The sequence below is a fragment of the Nitrosomonas sp. sh817 genome (assembly GCF_030908545.1).
GTDB lineage: Bacteria > Pseudomonadota > Gammaproteobacteria > Burkholderiales > Nitrosomonadaceae > Nitrosomonas.
Genome location: NZ_CP133083.1, coordinates 2,530,487 through 2,557,353, shown reverse-complemented (window position 1 = coordinate 2,557,353; position 26,867 = coordinate 2,530,487). Strand labels below are relative to the sequence as shown.

The window sequence follows — 26,867 nt, the reverse complement described above, 5'->3', positions numbered from 1 at the left end:
CAGCAATAGCTAATCAGTGGTGAAGGCCGCTTGCCCGGCGAGCCAGACCAGAATCAACACCGGCAAACCCAAAATGGCAGTGGCAATGAAGAAGTTTTCGTAGCCGTAGGCATCGACAAATTGTCCGCTGAAACCGGCGATAAACTTCGGTAGCAACAACATCACCGAGCTGAATAACGCATATTGGGTCGCCGAGTAGGCTGAATTGGTCAAGCCTGACAAGTAGGCGATGAATGCGCAGGAAGCGATTCCAGCGGACAGATTGTCGGCGGAAATGGTGAAAATCAAACCGCTGACATCGTGGCCGCGTCCTGCTAGCCAAACAAACAATAAATTGGTCGCGGCGGACAGTGCCGCGCCGAGAAACAAGGTGCGCATGACGCCGATTTTTGCGGTTAGCACGCCGCCGATGGCCGCCCCGGCGATGGTCATGATCACGCCGTAGACTTTGGAAATGGCGGCAACCTCGTCTTTGCTGTAACCCATGTCGACGTAAAACGGGTTACTCATGACGCCCATGACGACGTCGGAGATACGGTAAATCGCGATCAAACCGAGAATCAGCAACGCTTTCCGGCCATGCCGCACGAGAAAATCGCGGAACGGCGCGATCAATGCACCGTACAACCAAATCAGTAACGCTTTAACGCGCTCGGGCAAGGCCCAATGCGCCAGCGCGCGCTGCGCGATCTGTTCGTTTTCGGAAACGGTACGGCTGTAGGGCACATCCGGTTCGCGGATGATGAGCGTGGTGACAATGCCGACCGCCATGCTCGCCGCCATGATCAGATAAGCGAAGCGCCATGGCGCGTGGTCGTATACATCGGCACTGACATCGACTGCCGCCGCGATCCACAATACGCCGGCGGAAGCCAGAATCATCGCGACGCGGTAACCGGCTTGATAAGTGGCCGCCATCGCGCCTTGCAGTTCCACCGCGACCGCTTCGATGCGGTAAGCATCCAATGCGATGTCCTGGGTAGCCGATGCAAATGCGACGGCCAGCGCGAAAAACACCAGATGCGTCAGATTGATCACCGGATCGGTCATCGCCATCCCCACCAGGGCGCAAGCGATCACGATTTGCGACAATAGCAACCATGCCCGCCGCCGTCCCAGCCAGCGTGTCAGCAATGGCAGCGATAACCGGTCGACCAGCGGCGACCATAGCCATTTGACGCTGTAAGCCAACCCGATCCAGCTCAAATGGCCGATGGTGGTGCGGTCGATACCCGCTTCACGCAGCCAGAACGACAACGTGCCCATGATCAACAGCAGCGGCAATCCGGCGGAAAAACCCAGCGACAGCATGCCGAGCACGCGCGGGTGGGTATAAACCCGCAGCGCTTGCAGCCAGCTGGAAGATATCGAGGCGGTCATAAGGTATGGTCGTAATCGACGATGAGCGGCGCATGATCGGAGAAGCGCTCATCCTTGAAGATCGAAACACTGCGTGCGGTTTGCGCAATCGCGGGGGTGGCGATCTGATAATCGATGCGCCAGCCGACATTCTTCGCCCAGGCCTGACCGCGATTCGACCACCAGGTGTACTGATCGGGTTCGCTATTCAAACGGCGGAATACATCGACGAAACCGACTCGATCGAACACATCCGACAACCAGGCGCGTTCTTCCGGCAGGAAGCCGGAATTTTTCTGGTTCGAGCGCCAGTTTTTCAGATCGATCTCCTGGTGCGCGATGTTCCAGTCGCCGCATAAAATAATTTGGCGTCCGCTTGCCATCAGGTTTTGCAACACCGGGAGAAAATGTTCCATGAAATAGAACTTCGCTGCTTGCCGGTGTTCGCCGCTCGAGCCGGACGGCAGGTAAAGCGACACGATGCTCAATTCGCCGAAATCCGCTTGCAGATAGCGTCCTTCGGCATCGATGCCGGTAATGCCGACACCTTCGACGACGCGATCCGGTTTTTTGCGCGTATAAATGCCGACACCGCTGTAGCCTTTCTGCTCGGCGCAATGGAAATAGCCATGATAGTCATCCGGCGACAACATTTCGCCAGAGAGATCGGGCAATTGCGCTTTTAATTCCTGAACGCACACGACATCCGCGGTTTGCTTCGCCAACCAAGGGAAAAAGCCTTTTTTCGCCGCCGCGCGGATGCCGTTGAGGTTGAGCGTTATGATCCGCATCGTTTAACAGGCCGTTGAAAAACTATCTGCGTTGCCGCTACGGTGTTAAAAACAAGCTCAAAATGCTCATTTATACCGCATAAACTGCGCTTTTTCGCTTGCTTTTGCCTTGTATCGGTCGCCTCGAAAACTTTTTTCAACGGCCTGTTAGTAGGGTGGATAAGCGAAGCGCCATCCACCGGCAATCCGGTTGAAATAAAAGTCATGGTGGATGGCGTTGCACTTATCCACCCTACAATGCCGTTTAAGTTCAGCGTTATAATTTGCATCTTTTTATTATTAAGAGTGATTCTGGTTATGTCCGATTTCCGGCAAGCGTTTATCCAATTCGCCATCGAACGCAACGTGCTGTGCTTCGGTGAATTCAAAACCAAAGCAGGGCGTTTGTCGCCGTATTTTTTCAATGCCGGGTTATTCAACGACGGCGAATCGTTACACAAACTGGGGCAATTTTACGCCAAAGCGATCGTTGATGCCGAGCTTCCGTTCGATACTTTGTTCGGTCCGGCGTACAAAGGCATTCCGTTGGTCAGCACCATTGCTATCGCACTGGCTGAAATGGATAAAAACTATCCGTTCTGTTTCAACCGCAAGGAAGTCAAAGACCACGGCGAAGGTGGCGTGCTGGTCGGCGCGCCGATGCAAGGCAGGGTGTTGATCGTTGACGACGTGATTTCCGCCGGCACGTCGGTGCGCGAATCGGTCGAATTGATCAAAGCTGCGAGCGCAACGCCCGGCGGTGTCGTGATCGCCCTCGACCGCATGGAGCGCGGCACCGGCGAACTTTCGGCGGTGCAGGAAGTGCAGCAAACGCACGGTTTTCCGGTTACTTCGATCATTGATCTGGATGATTTGGTGGCGTATTTGCATCATCACCCGGAATTGTCGCAGCATCTTCACGCGGTGCAACAGTACCGGGACCGGTATGGCGTCAGCTACTAGGGGAACGCTGATTAATCTGGCGAACGAAATGAAGCGCGAGGCACATGGAACGAGCAACTAAGACATATCAACAAGATAGGCGATGGGGCGAGTGCCGCGCAACAAAGTGATTCGCTCACGCAGTCAATGAATCAGTGTTTTCTTAACAATTTGATCAAACGGAATGCATAAGCGGCTTGGAGTCACCGGAAATGACGCAAGCCGCTTACATGGGTATTGCTGGTTACATCGATACTTCACATGCGATCACATTTGCGATTGCAAATAATTTTGCAGCCCAACCCTGTTGATCAATCCCAATTGTTGTTCCAGCCAATGCGCGTGATCTTCTTCGGTTTCGGCAAGCATGCCTTCGAGAATCTCGCGCGATTGATAGTCCCGCTCTTGTTCGCAAATCGCGATGGCGTCGCGCAATGCGGTAATCACCGAGCGTTCCAGCGCCAGATCGTTTTGCAGCATTTCCGGCACATCCCGGCCGATCCGCAATGGGCTGCGGTTGCCGATCACCGGCACGCCTTCGAGCAACAAAATCCGCTTAATCAATTGATCGGCGTGCTGCTTTTCATCGTCCATTTCGTGATTGATGCGTTCGTACAGTTTGCTGAATCCCCAATCTTCGTACATCCGCGAGTGGGCGAAATATTGATCCATCGCCGTCAGCTCTTCCGCCAGCAGCTTGTTTAGTAAGTCGATGATTTTTGGATTGCCTTTCATAATTGTATTCCTCACATGCTATTGAGTAACCGCCAGCGCCTGCTGATTCTTCAAATGGGCAGCCGCCAGCGACGTTTTGTGCTAACACCCGGCATTATACGAATCATGAAGCACAAAAACAACAACAAATTATTGATTATAAACGATAATAGTTCTTGATACCGTTATCATTCGTGGTTTACTGTCAATTAACTGTTAAAACACCTCAGCACTTCCAACAGATAATCCAAATCTTTCTCGGTGTGTTCTGTGGAAACTTGCAAACGGATTTCCTGATCGCCTTGCGGCACGACCGGATAGTTCAAACCGGTTGCGAGAATATTATGATCGAGCAGATGCGTAACCAACGCCGCGGTTTGCGCGGTATCGCGAATGAAGATAGGCACGATTGGATGCTCGCCGTCGAGTGTTTCAAAACCGAGCTGCTGCAGACCGGTTCGCAATTTACGGCTGAAATGGCGCAGTTGTTCGAGCAGACGTAAGCCTTCGGGGCTTTCCAGTACATCCAATGCCGCCAATGCGGCAGCGGCCTCGGCGGGGGTAATCGGATTGGAATAGATATACAGCGGCGCGGTTTCTCGTAAATAGGCGATAGTGGCCGTGCTGGCTACGACGTAACCGCCGTTGACGCCGAACGCCTTGCCGAGCGTGCCGATCAGCACATCCGCGCGCGTGCCGGTCACTTCTTCGGTGCCGCGCCCGGTGGCGCCGAATGCGCCGATGCCGTGCGAATCATCGACGATGGTCACGATTCCTTCGGGATAATCGCCTTGGTGTTGTTCGCAGCAAGCATCGAGCTCGGCCAGCGGCGCATGATCGCCGCGCATGCTGAAAATGCCGTCGGTGACAACACACACCCGCTGAAAGCGATCGCGGTTGGTGCTCAGAATCGTTTCCAGTTCGCCGATCGTGCTGTGTTTATAAATTGCCTTGCCGGCTGAATGCGCCAGCCGGATCGCGTTGATGATGCAATTATGGTTAAGCGCATCGCTGACCACTAAAGTCTGTTCGGAAATCAATTGCGGCAGCACGCCGACCATCGTGGCATACGCGGCGCTGAACAACATCGCCGCTTCACGGCCATGAAACGCCGCCAGCCGCCGCTCCAGCTCGATGTGCGGCGCATACGTGCCGCTGATAAAGCGCACCGCGCCGGGACCGGCGCCAAATTCCTCGGCTGCCCGCGTTTCCGCTTCGATCACCGCCGGATGCCGCGCCAGTCCCAGATAAGAATTCGAATTCATGCGCAGAAAAGCGCGATCCTCATAACCGTGCAACCGGTAACGCGGCCCGAAGCCATCGGACGGCGGCAGCACGCCGGTGACGATTTTTTCGTCGCCCTTGCGCACGCCTTGCTGTTGCAATTGATTGAGTTTTGCCTGGAACAACGGTTCGATTTTTGCAAGCGTCATGACACCCTCCGGTTATTTGTTGCGTAGTTTCGCCGTGATATGCCGCAGCATATCATTCACCATCGCTGATAAATCGTAGCGCGGCTGCCAACCCCATTCGGCGCGGGCGGCACTATCGTCCATATGGCGCGGCCAGGAATCGGCAATTGCTTGGCGTAGCGGATCGATGGCGTAAGCGATGGTGAAATCCGGTAAATGCTGTTGAATGGCTGCCGCCAATTGCGCCGGGGTAAAGCTCATCGCGGTGACATTGAAACCGTTGCGGTGCATCAACCGGCTGGCATCGGCCTGCATCAACTGCATCGCCGCGGCAATCGCATCCGGCATGTACATCATATCGAGTTGCGTATCCGCGCGCAAAAAGCAATCGTAATGCCGTTGCCGCACTGCCGCGTAAAAAATATCGACGGCGTAATCGGTAGTGCCGCCGCCCGGCAACACCTGGTTTGAAATCAATCCAGGATAACGCACGCCGCGCGCATCGATGCCATAGCGGCGGTAATAGTAATCGCACAGCAACTCACCCGTGACTTTGGTAATGCCATAGATCGTCGACGGACGTTGCACGGTATCTTGCGGCGTATTGAACGGCGGCGTACCAGGGCCGAATGCGGCAATCGAACTCGGAAAAAACACTTGGCAGCCATGCTGGCGCGCGCTTTCCAATACATTGAGCAAACCGTTCATGTTGATATCCCAGGCTTGCAGCGGCTGTTCCTCCGCCACGGCGGAAAGCAGCGCAGCCAAGTGATAAATCACCGTGATACCGTGCGCTGTCACCACCGAATCAAGCGCCGCCGCATTGCGTACATCGAGGCTGCAATACAGCCCGGCTTGCGCCAAACCGCCGGGCGGCTCGCGGCGATGCCCTGCAGCGATCACATTATCCGCTCCGTAATGCTCGCGCAGCGCCAGCGTCAACTCGACGCCAATCTGACCGGTCGCTCCGGTCACCAGAATTTTTGCCATCGTCACCTCCTTAACGTAGCATCATACCGGCTTATGCCATGAGCCGAGCGATAGATTGGCGGTACGGCGATACTGGAAATTCAAACAACAGGCTTGAGTTATGGAGCAATAACGAATACCAGACCGGACTCTAATACCAACAACCACCGGCCTTAGCCGATGATTGTCGAATCTGATTGAATGGAATCGCGCTGCGATTCCGGTGAGAATTTAGCGGCGAGCGTTAACCCGGCTGAGCTTTCTGCGGAATCCAAACAACGCGATCAAACCCGCGCCAAGCAAAAATACCATATTAGGCTCAGGAATCGGCGCCGCTACAAATTCCAGATTGTCGATCGAATAAAAGCCGAAATTGGAATCGGTATAGTTAAATGCGACATAGCGGATGCCGTCCATTGCGATGGAAGCCGGTGTCTGATCATAAATACCCGGTAAATTCGTGGTGCTGTAAACCTGACCGATCTGGCTTCCCGCCGCGTCATAAGCCGTCAACGTCACCGATTCGTCATCCGTGCCCAAATTGGTGCCATTATCGACTCCCACCAGCGATACGCTGTTCACGTCAAACGCAAAGCTGATCAAGATGCCGCCATCGCCATACTCGGTTACTCCGGGATACGGCATGCTGACCGCAACCTGAGGCGGTGAAACTGCCGAGGCAAAACCTTCGGTCCAGGTCGATACGCCGCCACGAATCGTTGGTAATGCCGCTGGCGCGGGAAAAGCGCCGGAAAGCGGGAAAGGATTGTCGATGGCGTTCAAGGTCACTCCCAATGCCGCATAGCGGTTGGTGATCTCAACCCTGGAGCCGGATACATCGTCAAAATCGATTAAAATCGGCGCTGCTTGGGTAACAGACGTAAACGACAAGAGTGATAAACAAAATGTGGTTGTTAAAAGAGATTTCTTCATTTGATACTCCTTTAAGTCTGAAGTAATGAAACTGGAGCGAAGTCAAAACATTAAAGAAACTTACAAAGCCTTCTCTTGACTTGGCTGATTATTGAAAACTCACACTGCCTGCCAACAACAAAAGTTTATTGAAAAATACAATATCCCATCAGGATATTAAATTAATCTTAATCGACGCCACTGACCCACCCAATAGAACAACGCTCCTAGTTTACTAGGACATTTGTCCTGTTTTTACTGGTTCTGGCACATCAAGCCTGTCTGTCACAAAAAAACTCAGCGGCAATATTCGGCCGTCGTCACGTCACGCTTGATTTGATAGGGCGATCCCGGCCGTAAGATATACTCGCTGGCGCCGGCGCGACTGTGCGGATTGCCCCAATCGTAGGTATACCCCAGCCCTGTCCACGGCACGCCGGGGCGGGAGCGGAAGTCGTTGAAATAAAGATTTTTGTAGAAAGCCGGATAATTAACGATGTTTCGCACCTGCGGTATTTCATTCTCGGCAAATTTCAATTCACAACGGCTGTCGTGAATCTCCGGATCGACACAAGGCCGGAACAGATCCGCCGGATCGACCCATAGCTCGACAAACACCTCGTAATGCGAATCGGGCTTAAGTCCCAGATACTGCTTCAAGCGCAAATCGAGATCGCCTTGCGGATTTTGCCGGACGTAATCCCGGCAAAATTCCTGCACCTGCGGCGCTGCCGTTACCCAAGTAACAAACTTTTCTTCGAGCGAGGTATGTGCCTGTTCTTTGTAATTGTCATCAAACGACGACTGGCTTTTCCAAGTCACCACCAGCACCTTGCCATCCTGCCACTGCAAGGCTTGATTCGCTGAGTTGATGGCAAATAACCGGTCATTGATTTCACTTTCCTCCGCCACCGCCGCGTCTGTGACTGCGTGGGTGTAAGTGGTGGTGGCGTCATGCTGGAGCGTTGCGCAGCCGGATAGGAGAACGATCGAAGCTATCAACAGAAAAGGTTTTAACATCTCAAGCGGCTTAAACATCATTTAATATGATCCTTACTACAATATTCAAAACATTTTTAAAAGCATGAATCATCAATTCGATCAATCTGAAATTTGCTTATAATCGTTAAATCAAGACAATGCAAACATCCGCGATGCTGCGTGAAAAGTAAATGACCATGAATAACCTCGATATCCGCTGGCAACAGCGTTTCAACAGCTACCAAAAAGCCTTGCTGCAGTTACAAGGCGCCGTTGAGCTCAGCCAACAACGCCCGCTTAGCGGATTGGAAAAACAAGGTGTCATCCAGGCATTCGAATTCACGCATGAATTGGCTTGGAATCTTCTGAAAGATTTCTTGCAAGCGCAAGGCAATCAAAATATCAAAGGCTCCAGGGATGCCACCCGGGAAGCTTTCAAGGTTGAATTGATTCAAGACGGTGAGCAGTGGATGGCGATGATACAAAGCCGCAATGTTTCATCGCACACTTACGATGAACGTACCGCCGAGCGATTGACCGATGCGATCATCCATCAGTATTACCCCTTGTTCGTCGCGTTAAAAGACGAAATGGGAAAATACCTATCATGACCGATGAGCGTCCGTTCGGCTTACCGCCTGCCACATTGGAAAAGCTCAACAGCGTATTCGCGCAACACGCCGCCATCGACTCGGTGCTGCTGTACGGCTCACGCGCCAAGGGAAATTACCGTGCAGGCTCCGATATCGACCTGACCATCAAAGGTAACGAAATTCCGTTCGATGAACTAATGCAAATCGAAAACGAAATCGACGATCTGATGCTGCCGTATACCGTCGATTTGTCGCAATACCGCCAGCTTGAAAACACCGGCTTGATCGCGCATATCGATAGGGTTGGGGTTGCTATTTATGAAAGAAAAAAATGAAAGACTCTGAATAATCAGAAACAGAACATATTCCATGACATTTAAAATCCCTCAAAATTCTTCGATATCCATCAAAGACCCTGAATCGTTGTTCCGTGACCTACGAGATCGTACCGTTGAAGGGCTTCTTGCGCAGCAGGCAGACATGCTTCGCAAATACATGAGTCATATTGACAAGCGAGATATAGCGCTTGAATTACCCACCGGCAGCGGTAAAACCCTGGTTGGTCTTCTGATAGCAGAGTGGCGCAGAAGAACAAAACGGGAGAGATGTCTTGTGCTTTGTCCCACCAAACAACTTGTCCATCAGGTCGTCGAACAGGCCAAAGAAAAATATGGGATCAACGCGCTTGACTTTTCGGGCTCTAAACACCAATACCCGGAGACCGATAAGACTGCTTTCATTAATTGCGAATCAATAGGTGTTGCCACCTACAGCACTCTGTTTAATACGAACCCGTTTTTCAGCGACGTTCATACACTCATTTTTGACGATGCCCACGCCGCCGAGAATTATGTGTCGAGTTTCTGGTCATTAGAAGTTCGACGTTATCAAGATGCAACCACCTTCGATGCAATCTGGCAGATCATCACACCTTATACCACAGAAAATGACCGGCTCCGTTACGACCAGAGCAATGTCAATCAGAATAATGATGGATCGCTTGATACGTCATTCGTGAACAAGATTCCAACGCCTTATTTACTCAAGTGCAGGACCGCTCTGACGGCAGCGATTGACAATGCCTCCAGAGACGATGAGAACCCGGAGGAATACGGTTATCGATGGCGCATGATCAGAGATCACCTTCACGCTTGCCATCTCTATTACACCAGCAATTCCATTCTCATTCGTCCTCTTATCGCGCCCACCAAGAGCTTCGCACCGTTTCAGAATGCGCGGCAGCGCATTTATATGTCCGCGACTCTCGGAGAAGGTGGTGATCTGGAAAGAATTTTCGGGCGTAAGAAAATCGAACGGATACCTGCTCCAGAGGGCTGGGATAAACAGGGAATCGGTAGACGTTTCTTCGTGTTTCCCATGCGGATGTGGGATGAAGCGGCTTCATTGAGCCTCGCGATTTCCTGGACTACGAAATTTGACAGAGCACTCGTCCTCACCCCAAGTAACCGCGACGCCGATAAAGTCAGAGAAGCCATTGAGGCACTTCCGGCGACGCAGGGTCATACCCTCTTTGACGCCGCACAATTGGAGGCGTCGAAGAAATCATTTACCCAAGCAAGTTCCGCCATTGCAGTTCTGGCGAACAGGTATGACGGAATCGATCTGATCGGAGACGAATGCAGATACCTAATCATCTATGGTCTTCCGGAATCCACAAATCTGCAGGAGCGCTTCATCATCAGCCGCCTTGGGGCCTCTATCCTCTTCCAGGTTCGCATCCGCACCAGGATCACTCAGGCGTTAGGAAGATGCACACGTTCATCAACCGACTACGCGCTCGTGGTTATCATCGGCGACAAGGTGCATCAGTATTTCCACATGCCGGAAAAGAGAGAAACACTGCATCCGGAACTTCAGGCCGAAGTCAATTTCGGTGTCGAACAATCAAAAGTCGATAATCCGTCTGAACTGGGGGATAACATCGACATATTCGTTGTCCACGGGCCAGAGTGGAAATCAGCTGATAACCATATATTGGAAACAAGAGACGAACTGACTCAATCACCCATACCATCGGCAAGTCCGCTCGGGAACTCTGTTGTTCATGAAGTGAAATTTCACGATGCCCTTTGGTCCGGCGATTTTGACAGCGCGCTCTCTTCCGCAAAAGACGTGTTGGCCAGCCTTGCCGGTGGACATAATCTGAAGGGATATTCTGCGCTTTGGAATTACCTTGCTGGCTCAGCAGCCTACCAGGCAAAGCAAGCACCGATAGCTCAAGAACATTTCTCGGCGGCATTTTTATGCGCTAGTACGCTGCCATGGCTTAAACAGATTCAAGAACAGATCTCCAGTCAGGCAAAAGAAGTGCCTATCGATATCATTTACGGAGAGCGCATCGAACGTATAGAAGGAGTCCTCGAACGGTTTGGTAAGTCAGGCAGCGCAAAAATCGAAAAATATTTCCAGGCTATCAGGGAAGGACTTTCAAACCAGGAATCAAAACCGTTTGAAGAAGCACAGGTTAAGCTCGGTCACTTACTAGGTTTTGAATCGGGCAACACTGAACGATCCGGCGATCCAGATCCTTGGTGGATCTTTGGACGACACGGCATTGTCTTTGAAGATTACACGGCGACTGGGGAGAAACCAATTATTTCCAAGGAGAAAACACTACAAGCTAAGGCGCATCCAGATACCCTCGCAGCCGAACATCCAGGAGTAAATTTCTCGGTCGTATTTTGTTCAACTTCAGATAAATTACATTCTGCTGCTAAACCTCACACGGGAGATATTTTTTATATCAGCGTTGAAGACTTCAAAAAATTTTCAGAAGAGTGCATGACAACAATGCGTACTCTTTGGGATTCATTCCAGTCACCCGGAATTATTGGGTGGCGGGAATTTGCTGCAAGCAAGATTACAGAAGCGAGGCTGAGCAACGATGACATCCTATCAAGATTGACGAGTAAAAAGCTTTCCTCATTGGCAAGAGTCAAACAGCAATGACCTTCTTCAACAAGGAAAAACCGGGATCATGCTTTGCATTTCTACAGCTTCACAATCCGCGCGATTGAGCGTCTAAGAAAATCTTAAAAAAACCTAATTCCAATTTTGGTGACCACACAACTCGTACTCAAATCTTGGCACAGCTCTTTCAGCATGCCTGCGTATTCGATGCAAACCGTCTGAATTCTTTGCAAATATAACAGAGATACTCTCAATTAATTTTTGAGAAACCATGCTGTATCTATGGAATAACCAAGATAGATCGGAGTTCGAGATTCCTAAAACGTTAAGTTGTTGTCATCTAATATAAGGAAATAAACCACCACCGACGCTGCTACGGATTATCCAGGAACCGGAGCACTCTTACATTACTTTGGATGAGAATTTGCGCTTGGCGGAAGAGCCGGTGCGATCTCGCTGGGGTATTTGTGCTTCAGCGTTATAAAAACAAAACACCGTACGGGAAACGCCTGACCAGGCAACGCCGGATATCGCCTTCCAAAACCGGCCATGCATTCGGATAAATAAGCGAGCGTTGAATCGTTGTATATACCTCGATGGCAAAATCATAACCAAGTCCGGTTTCAATCTCCTCGTAATAATCGATCGCTTGGTTAAATTCACTTTCCGCATCAGGGTGAAACCAGTAGCTCATTTTTTAAATCGCTGCCAGACCCTGTCAAAGACTTCGCGGATTCAACTTCGAAGTGCAACACCTAGCGGTGGCTTGGTATAGCGCACCGTCTTTCCGAAGAACACCTCAAACGGGGTTCTGAATCCAAGCACCTTGCGCGGTCGATGGTTGAGTCTATCCACCGCCCATTGTACTTGTTCCTGGGTCACCTTAATCAATTCCATTCCCTTGGGGAAATACTGCCGCAGCAGACCATTGCTGTTCTCGTTCAAGCCGCGCTCCCATGAATGATAAGGATGAGCGAAGTAGATATCCACATTGAGTTTCGCAGCAATGGTTTCATGCTCCGCAAATTCTTTCCCGTTGTCGAATGTCATGGTGTGGCACTTGCGTTTATGGGGGCGCAGCAATCGCGTTACCGCCGCCGTTACGCCCGATGCATGTTTGCCGGGCACTTGGGCTGCCAGAATGTAGCGCGACTTCCTCTCGGCCAGCGTAACCAATGCGCCTTGATGGTTCTTGCCGATTACGGTGTCGCCCTCCCAGTCGCCTATGCGGTTCTTCTGATCCACGATCCCCGGACGCTCATCAATGCCGATCCGGTTCTTGATCGTGCCCCGGCGCTCTTGACCGCTCGCATAACGCTTCCTGCGGGGCTTCTGGCAACGCAAATGCCGCCACAGGTCGCCACCTCGACGCTTGTCTGCATATATGTGCAAGTAGATCGTCTCGTGACTGATCTGCAACACACTTTCCAAAGCAAGTCGACGGGCCGCTTGCTCCGGACTCATGTCCAGCCGAACCAATCGCTCAACTTCCGTCCAGTCCGACATTGATAAACGCTGGGCGTTGGCGCATTGTTTTCGGCGCTCGTTCCGTAATTCCTGCGCCTGCTTGGGATACCAGTCACGCCGACCCTTGTTCCGCCTGAATTCCCGCGAAATCGTCGACTTGCTCACGCCCACTGCATCCGCTATTCGCGATTGGTTCAAACCCGCCTTCTTCAAGCCGGAAATCTGGTATCGTTGCTCGCTGGTGAGCTGCTTGTAGTGCTTCATCTGTGCTCCTTCTACTTGGTCGTTTAAGAAGCTCCGATACTACCGCAGCTTGCTTCCTAAACTTCCTTACAAAAGTTGCACTTCAATTTTGAATCCACCGGATTCTTATACCACCAACAAAACGAGTTTGCGATGCCCCGATTGATGCTCAGTGATGAGTTTTGGTCGAAGCTAGAGAAGATTCTGCTTCAAGAAGCGATATATAACAAGCGCAATCTGCGCCTGACGGTAGAAGGTATGCTGTATCGAATGCGAGTTGGATGTCCGTGGCGGGATTTGCCCGAAGCATTCGGCTGCTGGAATTCGATCTATAAAAGATTTAATGCGTGGTCATTAAGCAGCAAATGGTTAAGAGTTTTCAAGACATTGGCTATTGACCCGGATTGTGAATGGGAATTTATTGATGGCAGCTATGTTAAAGCGCATCAGCATAGTGCGGGGGCGGTAAGTCAACAATCACAGGCCATCGGGAAAAGCCGTGCAGGTAATACCACAAAGATCCATTTGGCGGTCGATGGTTATGGCTTGCCGGTTGAGTTTGAAATCACCGGCGGAGAAGTCAATGACTGTTCAGCAGCACCTGATTTGATTGCCAAGTTGCCTGAGGCGAAAGCGATTGTAGCGGACAAGGGCTATGACAGCGAAAGTATCCGGGAACAAATAGCCAGGAGAGGAGCTCAAGCCGTGATACCGAGAAAGCGCAACGCATTGAAGGGTAACGCCGGCAGGGATTGGGGCTTATATAGATACCGGCATTTGGTGGAGAATGCTTTTGCCCGGCTAAAGCAATATCGGGCAGTAGCGACACGATACGACAAACTGAAGAGAAATTTCGAGAGTATGGTGGCTATGGCGTGTGGATATTTGTGGTTATCTATGTGAAATATCAACAGACCCTAGTGATCTCGTACGGCAGTATTGTGCGGAATGAAGACATTGTGCGCGGCGATCCGATCCTGTTGAGTGACACTAGCTTCCCCAGTACGTATACACTGGTTTTTGATTACTTACCCTCAAAGCAGGCATTTACGCTTAAAAGTGTCACCAAACTCGATAATTCATTCATGGCCCGGACTACTGGAGAAACCGGCGTCTCGCAATCTTTTTCGCTTTCTCAGGTAGACCCCATATTTCCAGTTGAAACCATTGAATTTTTTATTAAAGAATAAATTTATGGAGCTGTAGTGGATTAGATCATTTTCGATGTAGCAACTGCTTTAGCTATAGACCTTCTAACCAAACTTCCCGGTAATATAATCTTCCGTCGCTTTTTGCCTCGGTGTGGTAAAAATGATGTCAGTATCGCCAAATTCGATCAGCTCGCCCAGATACATATACGCGGTATAGTCGGAAACACGCGCGGCCTGTTGCATATTGTGCGTAACGATGACGATGGTATAGTCTTGCTTAAGCTGGAATATCAGGTCTTCGATATGGGCGGTTGAAATCGGATCCAGCGCCGAGGTCGGTTCATCGAGCAGCACCACTTCGGGTTTCACGGCAATGGCGCGAGCGATGCACAAGCGTTGCTGCTGGCCGCCGGAGAGGCTGATGCCGCTGTGATCCAGCTTGTCTTTTACTTCATCCCAGAGCGCGGCTTTTTGCAATGCCCACTCCACGCGCTCCATCATTTCGTTGCGGTTTAGACTTTCGTACAACTTGACGCCGAATGCGACATTATCGTAAATGGACATCGGAAAAGGTGTCGGCTTCTGAAAAACCATCCCCATGCGCGCGCGCAACATATTGATATCCTGCTTGTTATCGAGAATATTCAACCCGTCTACGATAATTTCGCCTTGCGCAACTTGCCCGGGATATAACTGATACATGCGGTTTAAAGTCCGTAGCAGCGTTGATTTACCGCAACCGGAGGGGCCGATGAAAGCGGTCACTTTTTTTTCCAGAATATTCATTCTGATGGACTTCAGCGCATGCAGCTTGCCATAAAAGAAGTTTAAATCGTTGATGATGACTTTGGCATCCGCATCGATGTTCTGACTAGCGGTCATCCCGGGTTTCAATGCCGTGACAGCTTTCATCTGTTGCGAAGAACCGGATGATCCGAATAATTTACTATCAAACATGATTTCTTGATTTATCATCATAAAAGTCTTTCATAGTGAGTGAACAATGGTTCCGAGGTAATCCGGCAACGCGCATCGCCGCCCGCTATCCCCGCAAAACCTGTTTGCGCAAGAACAACCGCGCAATGATATTCAGGCCCAGCACGCTCAACGTGATCAACAGCGCGCCAGCCCAAGCCAATTCCTGCCAGGACTCATACGGACTCATAGCAAACTGAAAAATCACCACCGGCAAATTGGCCATCGGCTGATTCATATCCGCGCTCCAAAACTGATTATTCAGCGCGGTGAAAAGCAGCGGAGCCGTTTCCCCGCTAATACGCGCAACCGCCAGCAATACGCCGGTCAATATCCCGACTTGCGATGCCCGCCAGGTTACCAGCGTTACCACTTTCCACTGTGGCGCGCCCAGCGCGGCGGCGGCTTCGCGCAGGCTATCCGGGACCAGCCGCAGCATATCCTCGGTGGTACGCACAACCACCGGAATAACGATCAGCGATAATGCCAGCGCTCCGGCCCACCCGGAAAAATGCCCCACTTTCGCCACATAAACGGTGTAAACGAACAACCCGATCACGATCGACGGCGCCGATAGCAAAATATCGTTTACAAACCGCGTGCTTGATGCCAGCCAGCCCTTTTGGCCAAATTCGGCCAGGTAGGTGCCAGCCAGTATCCCGATGGGCGTGCCGATCATGGTAGCCAGCGTTACCATCATCAAACTGCCGGCAATGGCATTCAGCAAACCGCCGCTGCTGCCGGGCGCCGGTGTCATCTCGGTAAACAATGCCATGCTGATGCCATCGAAGCCCTTGCCAAACAGTGTTACTAAAATCCAGGATAACCAGAACAAGCCGAAAATCATGGCCAACACCGAACAGGTCAGATGAAACGCATTGATCATGCGCCGCCGGGTATAGATGGGAATCTTCATGAAGTCTCTTTTAAGCAGTGACGCCTTCGCGTTTTTTCAATTGCATCAACATCAATTTAGAACACGCCAGCACCACAAATGTGATGACAAACAGTATCAATCCGAGCGCAATCAATGCCGAGGTATAAAGCTCACCATCGGCTTCAGTAAATTCATTCGCCAGCGCCGAAGCAATACTGTTCCCCGGCATGAACAATGAAGCATGCAGTTGATGAGCGTTACCGATCACGAATGTAACCGCCATGGTTTCACCCAGAGCCCGCCCCAATCCCAGCATGATGCCGCCGATGACGCCGGATTTGGTATAGGGCAAGACAATATTCCACAGCACTTCCCAAGTAGTGGCGCCGAATGCATACGCAGACTCCTTCAGCATCGGCGGCACGATTTCGAAGACGTCGCGCATCACCGCTGCGATAAATGGAATCACCATAATGGCCAGGATGATTCCCGCAGTCAGCATGCCGATTCCCATGAAGGCGCCTTCAAACAACAATCCAATTCCGGGTAAATGCCCCAATGTTTCCTGCAGCCATGGCTGGGTCGTCGCTGCAAAGAACGGAGCAAACACGAATAATCCCCACATGCCGTAAATGATGCTGGGAATGCCGGCCAGCAATTCGATCGCGGTGCCCAACGGACGCCGCAACCACAGCGGCGATAACTCGGTCAGAAACAACGCAATCCCGAAGCTTACCGGAATGCCGATGGCCAGCGCGATCATCGAGGTCATCACGGTACCGACGATCGGCACCAATGCTCCGAAACGCTCAGCGACAGGATTCCAGTCCGAGCTGGTGATAAATCCTGGACCAAAAACCTTCAGTGCCGGCATGCTGCCGATGATCAGAGAAATAATAAGCGCTACCAGCAGCACCAATACGACCACGGTAAAAAACCAGGTCGTTTTGCGGAATATCGCATCCCAAAGCCGCTGTTTGGTTAACATTGCATAAAATCTATTATTAAAACTACCGTTATACTCACATTGCAATCTTGGTATCAGTATCAGCCTTCAAAGCAAAATCGCAAACCCGCTTGCCACTGCTATCGCACTGACTATCACTGTCCACCGGGGTAAATAATCTGCCCATCTTTTCCTTTCACATTAGCTGTCCAGGATTCTTTTATCCGGCTCACAACATCGTCTGGCAACGGAATGTAATCAAGATCGAGCGCCATGGAACCGCCAGAGGTATAGCCCCATTCGAAAAATTTCAGCACCGCCAGCGCCTGCCCCGGTTTTTTCTGAACTTTATGCATTAATACAAAGGTGGCGCCGGTGATCGGCCAGCTTTCCAAACCCGGTTTGTTCGTAAGGATTTCATAAAAGCCGGCGCTATCCCATTGCGCATTGGCTGCGGCAGCTCTGAAATTTCCCTCTGTGGGTATTACAAAAGCACCGTCCAGATTCTGCAGTTGCACGAAATTCATGCGGCTTTGCTTCACATAAGCCGCTTCGACATAACCGATCGAATTTTTAATCTGCTTAACGAAATTGGCGACGCCTTCATTACCTTTACCGCCGGTGCCAATCGGCCACGACACGGAAGCATCCGCACCCACTTTCTCTTTCCATGCCGGACTTACTTTGCTCAAGTAATCGGTAAACAAAAAAGTCGTGCCGGAGCCATCAGCCCGATGCACCACGGCAATATTGCTCGCAGGCAGGTTGAGTCCGGCATTCAGACTCGCAATCGCGGGGTCATTCCAGCGCTTGATTTTTCCCAGAAAAATATCGGCCAGCACTGCACCGGTCAATTTCAATTGACCTTCCTGAACGCCTTCCAGGTTGATGATCGGCACAACACCGCCCAAAACGGTCGGGAACTGAATTAACCCGGTTTTTTCCAATTCTTCCGGCGACAGCGGTTTATCCGACGCGCCGAAATCGACCGTTCCGGCTTTGATTTGCTTGATACCGCCGCCGGAGCCGATGGATTGATAATTCATCCGGATACCGGTTGCCTTATGGTAGGCATCCGCCCACTTGGCATAAACCGGGTAAGGAAAAGTCGCACCCGCGCCGGTAATGTCGGCCGCACCCGCGGCAGCCGCGAACAACAGGCCGGTTGCAAACAACATGGCACTAACCGGTAATTTCATACCCTCTTCTCCTGTTAACTAACAATGAATGGAATTTAAATGAGATGAAATAGTAACCCGTTGATGTGACAAACTGATGACGTACAGATTGCAATGCAATTCCCCCCAACGGCTGCCAGCAAGAAGCTGGCTGGGAGGTGCGGTAAGGGAGGTAAAAAACCCAATTCAACACGCCCACAGCCTCCGGGGCCGTCGTGACGCTTTTTACTGCCAAAGCGCTTGGGTCAAGCGGTTATCTATTTACATAGAAGGGAGCGTAGTGCTTTATAAGCAACAAAACGCTATATGGAATTGCTTTTCTATGGTTGAAGTTTAGACCGCTCCCGCAATTTCTCATAAAGCTGCGCCGGGCCAAGCAGTATTTCTTGCATCCCGTTGCGCACTTTTTCTGAATCCAGTGCCTGTTTGCTCATCGTGCTATGTGCTGCAAAGGCATCCATGATCGCATTCATGAGTTCTTTGGCTAAATCAGGAGAATTTGAAAATTGTTCTTTGGTATTGTTGGATGCCTGCTGGATAAGGATTTCTGATTCAAGCAGCTTTCCTTTGATCACATTGTTCACATAAACCAGCCGGTCATCTTCGGTAATATCGCCTTCGAACAAGTCATTCACTCTGGCAATAATTTCGTAGAGATGCGCTTTTTCCTTTTCCTGAACCGAGCCGCTGCCCGATTCGCTAATGGGTTGCAGCTTGGGGTACTCGCCATTATTGAGTGACAACGTTCTTTTGCCTTGATGCTTCAGCGTATGGTGGGTGAGTATCACTTTCGAGAGGTCGATACCTTCCCGCTCGCGCCCAAACTCCAGCAGCGGCAGCAGGCGCTTGTAAAAATAGAAGCGTTTTTCAATCGCGGTATTTCCATAATCAAAGATTTGCGACAGAAAGGCATACATCCGCTGGAATGCCGTCATGTCGTGCTTAAACAACACCAGCGCATTCAATTCATTCTGGGCTTCTTCAGTTGCTTTGGCGTCCTCTTTGGCATGAGCCGTTTTCAGTTTTTCCTGAACCGCTTTGTACCGGTTTAACAGTCTGGATACCACCGGCTCCAGTGCAGCAGCCAGATCGCTTTGTTTAGAATTGGGATTAAACTCGACTGCAACCACACGCTCGACCTCAAAATCGTCGTAATAACCGGCGGCATCGAGTTTCATACGCAGATCATAAACAAGATGCGGGTCGGTTACTCCCGATAACTCAGCGGTATCGTAGTATGTTTTGAATGCGTTGAGTATTTCTTCCGGATCATTGACGAAATCGACGACATAAGTGGTATCTTTGCCGGGATAAGCGCGGTTTAACCGGGACAATGTTTGTACCGCCGCAATACCTGCCAAGCGTTTATCGACATACATGCCGCACAGCAACGGTTGATCGAACCCTGTTTGGAATTTGTTGGCCACCAGCAGGATTTGAAATTCATCCGTGTCAAACGCATCGCGGATATCGCGCCGCTTTAAGTTCGGATTCAAGGTTTGGCTGGTTTCCGTGAAAGGTTCGGGGCCGGATTGCGGATCGTTGACTTCACCCGAAAAAGCCACCAATGTGCTGATCTTGTAGCCTTGCGTTTGAATGTATTGATTAATGGCTAGTTGCCAGCGTACCGCTTCAAGACGGCTCGATACCACGACCATTGCTTTGCCTTGTCCGTCCAGCAGCGGCGCTACATTGTCACGGAAGTGTTCCACGACGACCTGTACTTTCTGGCTGATGTTGTAGGGGTGCAGTTTGACCCAGCGCATGATGCCCTTTAGCGCTTCGCTGCGTTCCACTTCCTTTTCATCGAGTTCTTGGCCGTTATGCGCCAGTTTGAATGCCAGCTTATACGGTGTGTAGTTCTGCAACACATCCAGGATGAAACCTTCTTCGATCGCCTGACGCATCGAATAGACATGAAACGGTGCCGGTAAATTATCCGCACTGGCCGGCAAATCGGGATTGGGTCTACGCCCGAACAATTCTAAGGTCTTGGCTTTGGGGGTAGCGGTAAAAGCGACATAACTGATGCCGCCATCCGCCGAGCGTGCTGCCATTTGCGCAGCCAGCAAATCTTCAGTGCTGATTTCACCGCCGTCGTTTAATTCCTGTAATTCTTCGGCGGATAAAACCGCTTTGAGCTTGGCCGCTGCTTCGCCAGTTTGCGATGAATGCGCTTCATCGGCAATGACGGCAAAGCGCTTGCCTTGTGTCGCTGCCAGTTCTTCTACGGCTTTCAGCGCAAAAGGAAAGGTTTGGATGGTGCAAACCACAATTTTCTTGCCACCCGCGAGCGCCGCTGCCAATTCCGCACTTTTACTGGCGCTCTCGCCTTTGATCGTCGCTACCACACCGGTTGTGCGCTGGAAGTCAAAAATGGCATCCTGTAATTGGCTATCCAATACCTCCCGGTCGGATACCACCAGCACGGAATCGAACATTTTTTCATGGTTAGCTTTATGCAAATCGGCCAGAAAATGCGCTGACCACGCAATCGAATTGGTTTTACCGGAACCGGCTGAATGCTGGATCAGGTATTTGCCGCCAGGGCCTTCCGCCAAGACGGCTCCCAATAGTTTGCGGGTGGCATCCAATTGATGGTAACGGGGAAAAATAATGCTGTTGATCTGTTTTTTGTCATCTTTCTGGGTTACCAGATAGCGGCCCAAAATCTCCAGCCAGCTATCACGCTCCCAAACGCTTTCCCATAAATACGCCGTGCGATGACCGCCTTTCTCATTCGGCGGATTGCCTGCTGCGCTATTGTTTCCGCGATTGAAGGGCAGAAAATGAGTTTTTGCGCCTTCCAGCCGGGTAGTCATGCGCGCTTCCATGTTGCTGACGGCAAAATGCACCAACGCACCATTTGGGAACGATAACAATGGCTCACTGGCGCTTTGTCCTTTAGGACGCGACAAACGATCAAACCGGTATTGATCGACGGCATCATCGACCGATTGGGTGAAATCGGTTTTGAGTTCGACAGTCGCTACCGGAATGCCATTGAGAAAGAACACCAGATCAATCGCATTCTCGTTATGCAGCGAATAACGCACTTGGCGAATCACGCGTAATCGGTTCGCTTTATAGCGCTGGAGAATTTCCGGATTGATGGCTGAGGCGGGTTTGAATTGCGCCAACTCCAGAGATTGACGTAAACCGATCATTTCGATGCCGCGCCGCAAGACATCCAAGGTACCGCGCTGATTGATGGAATCACGCAATCGAGTCAGTAATACGTCTATTGCCTGTGCACCGTGATTCTTCTGTAATGTTTCCCATGACTTGGGCTGGGTATTCTGAGCCCAGGCGATGACATCTGCCGGAAATAAGGCCCGGGCCCGATCGTAATCCTTGGCGTCGCCTGCTGAGTACAGCCAGCCATTCGCGGCCAGATGGTCACATATTTCAGTCTCGAAACTGATTTCGTGATGAAGGCTCACCCGGTCTCCTTTATTTGTAGGGCAAACACGCTTGCAGCAATTCCGGCAAATGCTCAAATTCCGGGTCTTTATGCACCAACGTTGCCTCCAATTCCCATGCCGTTGCTGCTATCCAGGCATCGGCGACCGATAGCGGATGCGTTGCTTTAATCGCGGCGGCCCGCTGTAAAATATCGGGAGACTCATGAATCCAGATCACCGGTAAAGCAAAACAGTCCGCATAGGCTTCACGTCCGGCGGCCTCACCCTCATCTTTCCAAACCCGGTAAAACACTTCCATCAAGGTCATGAAAGAGCCATAACAAGGCGAGCCATCGCTTAGCAGCGCACTGACCCGGTCTGCTCCCGGTTCATTATCGCGCAGGGTCAGTAAAGCAGACGTATCCAGCAAGTAGCCGCTCATTCTTCCCGTTCGCGATCAGCCTTGCGATCTTCCAATAGCCGCCCGACCGCGCCGCCTTTGCCTTTGCCGCGAAAAGCCGCAACCGCCGCTTTGGCTTTTTCAATGTCAGCCTGGCTTTGATTGATGGCTAACCGCTTGGTTAACTCATCGTATTCCTGTTGCGAAACGACATAAACCACCGGGCGCCCGCGCCGGGTAATAGTGACCGGTTCGCGTTGCGCCGCGTCGATCAGTTCCCCAAAATGATTTTGGGCTTCGACAGATGTCATGATTCTCATGGTTAAATCCTCCAAATAGCTAATTCAGCCATTATAGGTGTTTTGTTGAGTATAACAATACGGACGATAGCAAAGGGATTTCAGGGCGGAAATCGTTTTGCGGCTTATTCCACAGCCAGTTTGTCCGCTACCAGACCGCGCACGTCAATTTTTCCCGTCACAGCGGCGGAAATCAGGGCAGTGCGGCGTTCTTTGAGTAATTCGATAGCTTTTTTTGCTTCGTTTATTAGCTCATCAATTTTGGTGGTTTCGCGGTCGAGGAAGGCAGTGATTGCGGACTGTTCATTTATGGATGGAACGGTCATCAATAGATTGGCTACATCATCTAAACTTAGCTGAATTTTTGTCCCACCATAGCCTTGGGTTTCTAGATAGGTTTTACCTACAATTGATAGTGAAACATAACCAACCCATTCAGGCAAAAGATAACGATGCCCTAGTCTTGCTAAGGCAACATGTTGGCTTACATACGCTGCCTCTAATTTCTCATGAGCTACTGCAACTGAACCTAGATAAGCCGTGATGGAAAACATTATGTCACCGGGTCGAACTCTTGTCCTCTCACCTTCGGTGCCAATAGGAACAGCAACTCTCTGAATATCAGACAATTCGAGCTTTATACTGTCTCGTGTCAGATTACTTATTCGAATAAATATCGCTCCATCATCCGAGTAGTGATCGGCCCATCCCCTTGAGCCACTGGTCAGAAATACCAAGTCTCTTTTTAACGGCATCACCTCCCAATGCTCCGGCACTTCACCCAGCCATTCAATGCCGGAATCCTTCATCGGCGCATCAGGATTCAGCCCTTTGGTCACCGCATGAGAAATAACTGCCTGCCGTTTTTCTTTCAGTAATTCGATGAGCCGTTGCTGTTCGGCAATCAGTTCATCAATTTTGGCGGTTTCGCGGTCTAGGAAGTTGGTGATAGTTTGTTGTTCAAAAAATGAAGGTACAGTTAAAATCATGTTGCCAAGAAAATTCCAGCTAACACGCGGCATTTTTGCGCCAAAAGTTGATCCATCAACAACATCAATGAATTCTCGATTCAATATTTGATACTGTGAGAAGCGACTGTATGTTACTTCCTTTGGACGCAAAACATGGAAATCCCCTATAGCCTCTCCATCATTTTCAGTTAGATAGGCTTTTGCAAGGTATGGCCGTAGCTTCCCAAATAACATATCACCTCGTTCAAAAGCAACTCCATCTCCTTCATACGTTGTCTCAGTCTTGATAAACCGGCCTGACCAACTTTCTACATTTTCTAAAGCGACAGGATTTTCACGTCGATTGGTTTTTTCAGTCAACAGTCGAAAGCAATGCTTTAGTCGCTTTAATTCCCAATGCTCCGGCACTTCCCCCAACCATGCCACATCACTGTCTTTGTACGCTGGGTATGCAGGCAAACTCATGCGGTATCCTTTGCCCAAGGTTTTTTGGTTTGCCAATCTGCCGGGAAACCCATATCTTGGCGCTGTGCCTTGCTCAACGGCATAACCAACTCGCTTAATCTATCACTCCAGCTTGTGCTTGGGTTGATATGCAACATCATATGTTGAATCACCACTAAAAAGTTATAGAGTGTACGCGTCAATGCTGTTTGTATTTCGCCTGATGCTGCTTGGTGTTGCTCTGTGATGAGCTGGCCGCGTAACTTCTTGATATGGGGAAGCAAAATAACAAAATTGCGGTTCCACAAACGCGAGTGGTGCGCACAAATATTGCGTATGGGCGTGAGTGCATGCAATACTTTTTCTAAAATATCCACTGTGGGCAAGCCGAAGGCTTTTGCGATTTCTGCTTTTATTTTGTTATCTTTACTGTTTTCGACCCATAAAGATAAGCTGCCTAAGCTCATGGTTTCAGCTACTGCCCAGATAGGTGGCAAGAAAGGCTGACAATATTTGCGTTTGTAATGCGTAACAAAGGTTTCATTACTTTCTTTTAAATCGCGCGTGAATTTTGCCAAATGTTTTGCGTGATTCCAAGGGTCTTTAAACAAGTCACTTTGCATGTATGCATGGCTGTCATACTTCACAGCCATGGCGCCTGCCCAACTTGAGCGCACAGCCACCTCAATGCGCTCAATTGCTTCCATGACCAATAAGCGTAGTTTGCGATCAAAGATATAAAGTCTAAGGATTTCTTCAAATTGGGTATTGGCTTGAAATTGATGGTTGCGCTGACCCTGCACTGCGCTGGGTTGCTCATAAGGTAGCCAGTAGGCACTTAAGCGATAGTAGCCAATATAAGCAAGATAATGCTCAAGACGCTGCCTGTCTTGGCATTGCATGCCACGGTCTAATAGAAGTTGTGCTTGGTCTGAAATAGATAGGGGCGGCTTGTTATATTGCATTACCTGCCCCAGAAATGAGTAACCCCTCGGTTTGAGCGTCACTGAGCGTTAACTCAGGATAGGCTTGAGGGGTGTTGTTGGGTCGAATTATCGGCTGATTGGCAAAAAAACTCAAGGATCTTTTACCCCCTAAGCTGCTATAGTCGCAATAACCGATCGTATCGATCATGCCGACAATCCTTTAATCATGGTCAGGATTCGGTCTGTGCATTGTTTCAAATCGGCATCAATTTCAGCCAGTGGCCGGGGCGGTTCAAACACATAAAAATGCCGGTTGAACGGGATTTCATAGCCGATCTTGGTTTTTTCGTGATCAATCCAGGCATCGGGTACATGCGGCAATACTTCCCGTTTGAAATAATCCTCGATATTTTCATTGAGCGGCACGTTTTCAGTATCGCGCAGGTTGCTATCCGGCTGTGGCTGGCCTTTTTGTTTACCCTTGGTTGCTAACACGATCTGCCCATGCTCATCGCGCAATGGCCGCTCCACAGTAATGGTGCGATAACCAAAGTCGGTATTCTTGAAAATCCGGGAAATCGGTTTCTTGCCTTCGTTCGCTTCGATGAATTGCCCGAACAAGCGGGTAATTTCTGCAGTATGCTCATCGGATAGTTCTTTACGCTTGGAACCCAAACTTTTGCGCATCTTTTGCCAGTAACCCGAAGCATCGATCAATTGCACCCATCCCTTGCGGTGTTCCGGTTTGCGGTTGGAAAGTATCCAAACGTAAGTGGAAATGCCGGTGTTATAGAACATATCCGTCGGCAAACCGATAATGGCTTCCACCAGATCGTTTTCCAGCACATAGCGGCGAATTTCGCTTTCGCCCGAACCCGCGCCACCGGTAAAGAGCGGCGAACCGTTCAATACAATGCCAAAGCGGCTGCCGCCATCAACAGCCGGACGCATTTTACTGATCAGATGCAGCAGAAATAGTAACGAACCATCGGATACGCGCGGCAATCCTGGGCCAAAGCGGCCATTGAAACCTTGCGTTTCATGTTCCTTGCGAACTTCCTTTTCTACTTTCTTCCATTCCACGCCAAAGGGAGGATTGGATAGCATGTAGTCGAATTTCTTGTGCAGATGGCCATCATCGGAAAAAGTATTGCCGAAAATGATATTGGCCACATCCTGGCCTTTGATCAGCATATCGGCTTTGCAAATGGCGTAGGATTCAGGATTCAACTCCTGGCCAAACATCGTCAAACGTGCAGCCGGATTGTGTTCGTGCAAATATTCACCAGCCACCGACAACATACCGCCGGTACCCGCTGCTGGATCGTAGATGGTTCGTACCACACCGGGTTTGGCCAATATGTCGTCATCTTCGATAAACAGCAGATTGACCATCAACTTAATGACTTCGCGCGGCGTGAAATGCTCACCGGCTGTTTCATTGGAAATCTCGGCAAATTTTCGGATCAGCTCTTCAAACACCAGCCCCATTTGGCTATTGCTGACTTGATCCGGGTGCAGGTCGACATTGGCAAAACGCTCGGTGACCTGATACAGCAATCCGGCTTTAGCCAAGCGCTCAACTTGCGTATAAAAGTCGAAATGCTCAAAAATATCCCGCACTGCAACGGAAAAGCCCTGGATATAGGCAAACAGGTTTTCCTTGATGTGATCCTGATCGCCCATCAGCTTCTTCATATCCAGCAGCGAAATGTTGTAGAAGCTCTGCCCGGCTTTGCGCAGCAGAAATGGCTCAGGATTCACGCCAGCGCTTTGCTTATTCGAGTTTTCGGCTAATACAGCATCTTTGGTCGATTCCAGCACGCAATCCAACCGGCGCAGTACCGTAAAAGGCAGAATTACCTTGCCGTATTCGGATTGTTTGTAGTCGCCACGCAAAAGATCAGCGACCGACCAGATAAAGGCGGAGAGGGATTGATGATTCATACTTGCTTGCTTCAGTTTTTATTATTGGCACACATTCAGAGACCTTTGCACGGTGT

26 protein-coding genes are annotated in these 26,867 nt (G+C 50.4%); 6 read left to right on the top strand and 20 right to left on the bottom strand.

Features of this window, described 5'->3' with window-relative positions:
• Nucleotides 1-9: 9 nt before the first annotated feature.
• Both RBH92_RS12075 and RBH92_RS12070 read right to left on the bottom strand, forming a co-directional pair.
• The gene (locus RBH92_RS12075) at nucleotides 10-1,380 is read right to left on the bottom strand and encodes an AmpG family muropeptide MFS transporter (protein WP_307932272.1); all 1,371 of its coding nucleotides are present in this window, start codon (nucleotides 1,378-1,380) and stop codon (nucleotides 10-12) included.
• Nucleotides 1,377-2,150: an exodeoxyribonuclease III gene (locus RBH92_RS12070; RefSeq protein ID WP_307932271.1), complete on the bottom strand. Its 774-nt coding sequence runs from the start codon at nucleotides 2,148-2,150 to the stop codon at nucleotides 1,377-1,379. The genes RBH92_RS12075 and RBH92_RS12070 overlap by 4 nt, the downstream gene beginning before the upstream one ends.
• A 297-nt stretch (nucleotides 2,151-2,447) precedes the next feature.
• On the opposite strand from RBH92_RS12070, the gene pyrE reads away from it, so the two are divergent.
• Nucleotides 2,448-3,092 (top strand): orotate phosphoribosyltransferase, encoded by a 645-nt coding sequence (gene pyrE, locus RBH92_RS12065; protein WP_307932270.1) that lies wholly within the window; start codon nucleotides 2,448-2,450, stop codon nucleotides 3,090-3,092.
• Between the two features lie 246 nt (nucleotides 3,093-3,338).
• Here the strand turns inward: pyrE and bfr are convergent, their stop codons facing one another.
• The 5 genes from bfr to RBH92_RS12040 all read right to left on the bottom strand — a co-directional run bounded on the left by bfr (nucleotide 3,339) and on the right by RBH92_RS12040 (nucleotide 8,119).
• Nucleotides 3,339-3,806, bottom strand: coding sequence for a bacterioferritin (gene bfr / locus RBH92_RS12060; RefSeq protein ID WP_307932269.1), 468 nt, complete (start codon nucleotides 3,804-3,806; stop codon nucleotides 3,339-3,341).
• A 188-nt stretch (nucleotides 3,807-3,994) separates the two neighbouring features.
• The gene (locus RBH92_RS12055; RefSeq protein WP_307932268.1) at nucleotides 3,995-5,218 is read right to left on the bottom strand and encodes an aminotransferase class I/II-fold pyridoxal phosphate-dependent enzyme; all 1,224 of its coding nucleotides are present in this window, start codon (nucleotides 5,216-5,218) and stop codon (nucleotides 3,995-3,997) included.
• A gap of 12 nt (nucleotides 5,219-5,230) precedes the next feature.
• Nucleotides 5,231-6,187 (bottom strand): NAD-dependent epimerase/dehydratase family protein, encoded by a 957-nt coding sequence (locus tag RBH92_RS12050; RefSeq protein WP_307932267.1) that lies wholly within the window; start codon nucleotides 6,185-6,187, stop codon nucleotides 5,231-5,233.
• Between the two features lie 210 nt (nucleotides 6,188-6,397).
• Complete coding sequence (locus RBH92_RS12045) at nucleotides 6,398-7,099, bottom strand: PEP-CTERM sorting domain-containing protein (protein WP_307932266.1); 702 nt, start codon at nucleotides 7,097-7,099, stop codon at nucleotides 6,398-6,400.
• A 276-nt stretch (nucleotides 7,100-7,375) separates the two neighbouring features.
• The gene (locus tag RBH92_RS12040) at nucleotides 7,376-8,119 is read right to left on the bottom strand and encodes a hypothetical protein (protein ID WP_307932265.1); all 744 of its coding nucleotides are present in this window, start codon (nucleotides 8,117-8,119) and stop codon (nucleotides 7,376-7,378) included.
• Nucleotides 8,120-8,250: 131 nt separating this feature from the next.
• Here RBH92_RS12040 and RBH92_RS12035 point away from each other — a divergent pair, with 131 nt between their 5' ends.
• Genes RBH92_RS12035 through RBH92_RS12025 form a run of 3 tightly spaced genes read left to right on the top strand, consistent with a single transcriptional unit; the run spans nucleotide 8,251 to nucleotide 11,622 of the window.
• Complete coding sequence (locus tag RBH92_RS12035) at nucleotides 8,251-8,670, top strand: nucleotidyltransferase substrate binding protein (protein ID WP_307932264.1); 420 nt, start codon at nucleotides 8,251-8,253, stop codon at nucleotides 8,668-8,670.
• A complete protein-coding gene (locus RBH92_RS12030) occupies nucleotides 8,667-8,987 on the top strand; it encodes a nucleotidyltransferase domain-containing protein (protein WP_307932263.1) in 321 nt (106 codons plus the stop codon). The genes RBH92_RS12035 and RBH92_RS12030 overlap by 4 nt, the downstream gene beginning before the upstream one ends.
• 34 nt (nucleotides 8,988-9,021) lie before the next feature.
• Entirely contained in the window at nucleotides 9,022-11,622 is a 2,601-nt protein-coding gene (locus RBH92_RS12025) for a DEAD/DEAH box helicase (RefSeq protein ID WP_307932262.1), read from the top strand.
• 439 nt (nucleotides 11,623-12,061) lie between these two features.
• Here RBH92_RS12025 and RBH92_RS12020 read toward each other — a convergent pair whose 3' ends face one another.
• Complete coding sequence (locus RBH92_RS12020; protein WP_307932261.1) at nucleotides 12,062-12,277, bottom strand: hypothetical protein; 216 nt, start codon at nucleotides 12,275-12,277, stop codon at nucleotides 12,062-12,064.
• A 41-nt stretch (nucleotides 12,278-12,318) separates the two neighbouring features.
• The gene (locus RBH92_RS12015) at nucleotides 12,319-13,314 is read right to left on the bottom strand and encodes an IS30 family transposase (RefSeq protein ID WP_307931565.1); all 996 of its coding nucleotides are present in this window, start codon (nucleotides 13,312-13,314) and stop codon (nucleotides 12,319-12,321) included.
• A 132-nt stretch (nucleotides 13,315-13,446) separates the two neighbouring features.
• On the opposite strand from RBH92_RS12015, the gene RBH92_RS12010 reads away from it, so the two are divergent.
• Both RBH92_RS12010 and RBH92_RS12005 read left to right on the top strand, forming a co-directional pair.
• Nucleotides 13,447-14,196, top strand: coding sequence for an IS5 family transposase (locus RBH92_RS12010; protein ID WP_307932260.1), 750 nt, complete (start codon nucleotides 13,447-13,449; stop codon nucleotides 14,194-14,196).
• On the top strand, nucleotides 14,193-14,483 hold the full coding sequence (locus RBH92_RS12005) for a hypothetical protein (RefSeq protein WP_307932259.1): 291 nt from the start codon (nucleotides 14,193-14,195) through the stop codon (nucleotides 14,481-14,483). Before RBH92_RS12010 ends, RBH92_RS12005 begins: the two co-directional genes overlap by 4 nt.
• 63 nt (nucleotides 14,484-14,546) lie before the next feature.
• On the opposite strand, the gene pstB is transcribed toward RBH92_RS12005, so the two are convergent.
• The 11 genes from pstB to RBH92_RS11950 all read right to left on the bottom strand — a co-directional run bounded on the left by pstB (nucleotide 14,547) and on the right by RBH92_RS11950 (nucleotide 26,811).
• Nucleotides 14,547-15,326, bottom strand: coding sequence for a phosphate ABC transporter ATP-binding protein PstB (gene pstB / locus RBH92_RS12000; RefSeq protein ID WP_307933966.1), 780 nt, complete (start codon nucleotides 15,324-15,326; stop codon nucleotides 14,547-14,549).
• Nucleotides 15,327-15,486: 160 nt separating this feature from the next.
• The gene (pstA, locus tag RBH92_RS11995; RefSeq protein WP_307932258.1) at nucleotides 15,487-16,335 is read right to left on the bottom strand and encodes a phosphate ABC transporter permease PstA; all 849 of its coding nucleotides are present in this window, start codon (nucleotides 16,333-16,335) and stop codon (nucleotides 15,487-15,489) included.
• A gap of 10 nt (nucleotides 16,336-16,345) precedes the next feature.
• Complete coding sequence (gene pstC / locus RBH92_RS11990) at nucleotides 16,346-17,284, bottom strand: phosphate ABC transporter permease subunit PstC (RefSeq protein ID WP_307932257.1); 939 nt, start codon at nucleotides 17,282-17,284, stop codon at nucleotides 16,346-16,348.
• A 113-nt stretch (nucleotides 17,285-17,397) separates the two neighbouring features.
• Entirely contained in the window at nucleotides 17,398-18,441 is a 1,044-nt protein-coding gene (pstS, locus tag RBH92_RS11985; RefSeq protein WP_307932256.1) for a phosphate ABC transporter substrate-binding protein PstS, read from the bottom strand.
• 299 nt (nucleotides 18,442-18,740) lie between these two features.
• The gene (locus tag RBH92_RS11980; RefSeq protein ID WP_307932255.1) at nucleotides 18,741-21,863 is read right to left on the bottom strand and encodes a type I restriction endonuclease subunit R; all 3,123 of its coding nucleotides are present in this window, start codon (nucleotides 21,861-21,863) and stop codon (nucleotides 18,741-18,743) included.
• Between the two features lie 10 nt (nucleotides 21,864-21,873).
• Nucleotides 21,874-22,266: a PIN domain-containing protein gene (locus RBH92_RS11975; RefSeq protein WP_307932254.1), complete on the bottom strand. Its 393-nt coding sequence runs from the start codon at nucleotides 22,264-22,266 to the stop codon at nucleotides 21,874-21,876.
• Nucleotides 22,263-22,544: a type II toxin-antitoxin system Phd/YefM family antitoxin gene (locus RBH92_RS11970; RefSeq protein WP_307932253.1), complete on the bottom strand. Its 282-nt coding sequence runs from the start codon at nucleotides 22,542-22,544 to the stop codon at nucleotides 22,263-22,265. The genes RBH92_RS11975 and RBH92_RS11970 overlap by 4 nt, the downstream gene beginning before the upstream one ends.
• A 104-nt stretch (nucleotides 22,545-22,648) precedes the next feature.
• Nucleotides 22,649-23,959, bottom strand: a complete 1,311-nt coding sequence (locus RBH92_RS11965) for a restriction endonuclease subunit S (protein ID WP_307932252.1) — start codon at nucleotides 23,957-23,959, stop codon at nucleotides 22,649-22,651.
• Nucleotides 23,956-24,903, bottom strand: coding sequence for an Abi family protein (locus RBH92_RS11960; protein ID WP_307932251.1), 948 nt, complete (start codon nucleotides 24,901-24,903; stop codon nucleotides 23,956-23,958). The genes RBH92_RS11965 and RBH92_RS11960 overlap by 4 nt, the downstream gene beginning before the upstream one ends.
• Nucleotides 24,893-25,072 carry a hypothetical protein gene (locus RBH92_RS11955; RefSeq protein ID WP_307932250.1) on the bottom strand — a complete coding sequence of 60 codons (180 nt, stop codon included), beginning with the start codon at nucleotides 25,070-25,072 and terminating at the stop codon, nucleotides 24,893-24,895. The genes RBH92_RS11960 and RBH92_RS11955 overlap by 11 nt, the downstream gene beginning before the upstream one ends.
• Nucleotides 25,069-26,811: a type I restriction-modification system subunit M gene (locus RBH92_RS11950; protein WP_307932249.1), complete on the bottom strand. Its 1,743-nt coding sequence runs from the start codon at nucleotides 26,809-26,811 to the stop codon at nucleotides 25,069-25,071. The genes RBH92_RS11955 and RBH92_RS11950 overlap by 4 nt, the downstream gene beginning before the upstream one ends.
• Nucleotides 26,812-26,867 lie beyond the last annotated feature (56 nt).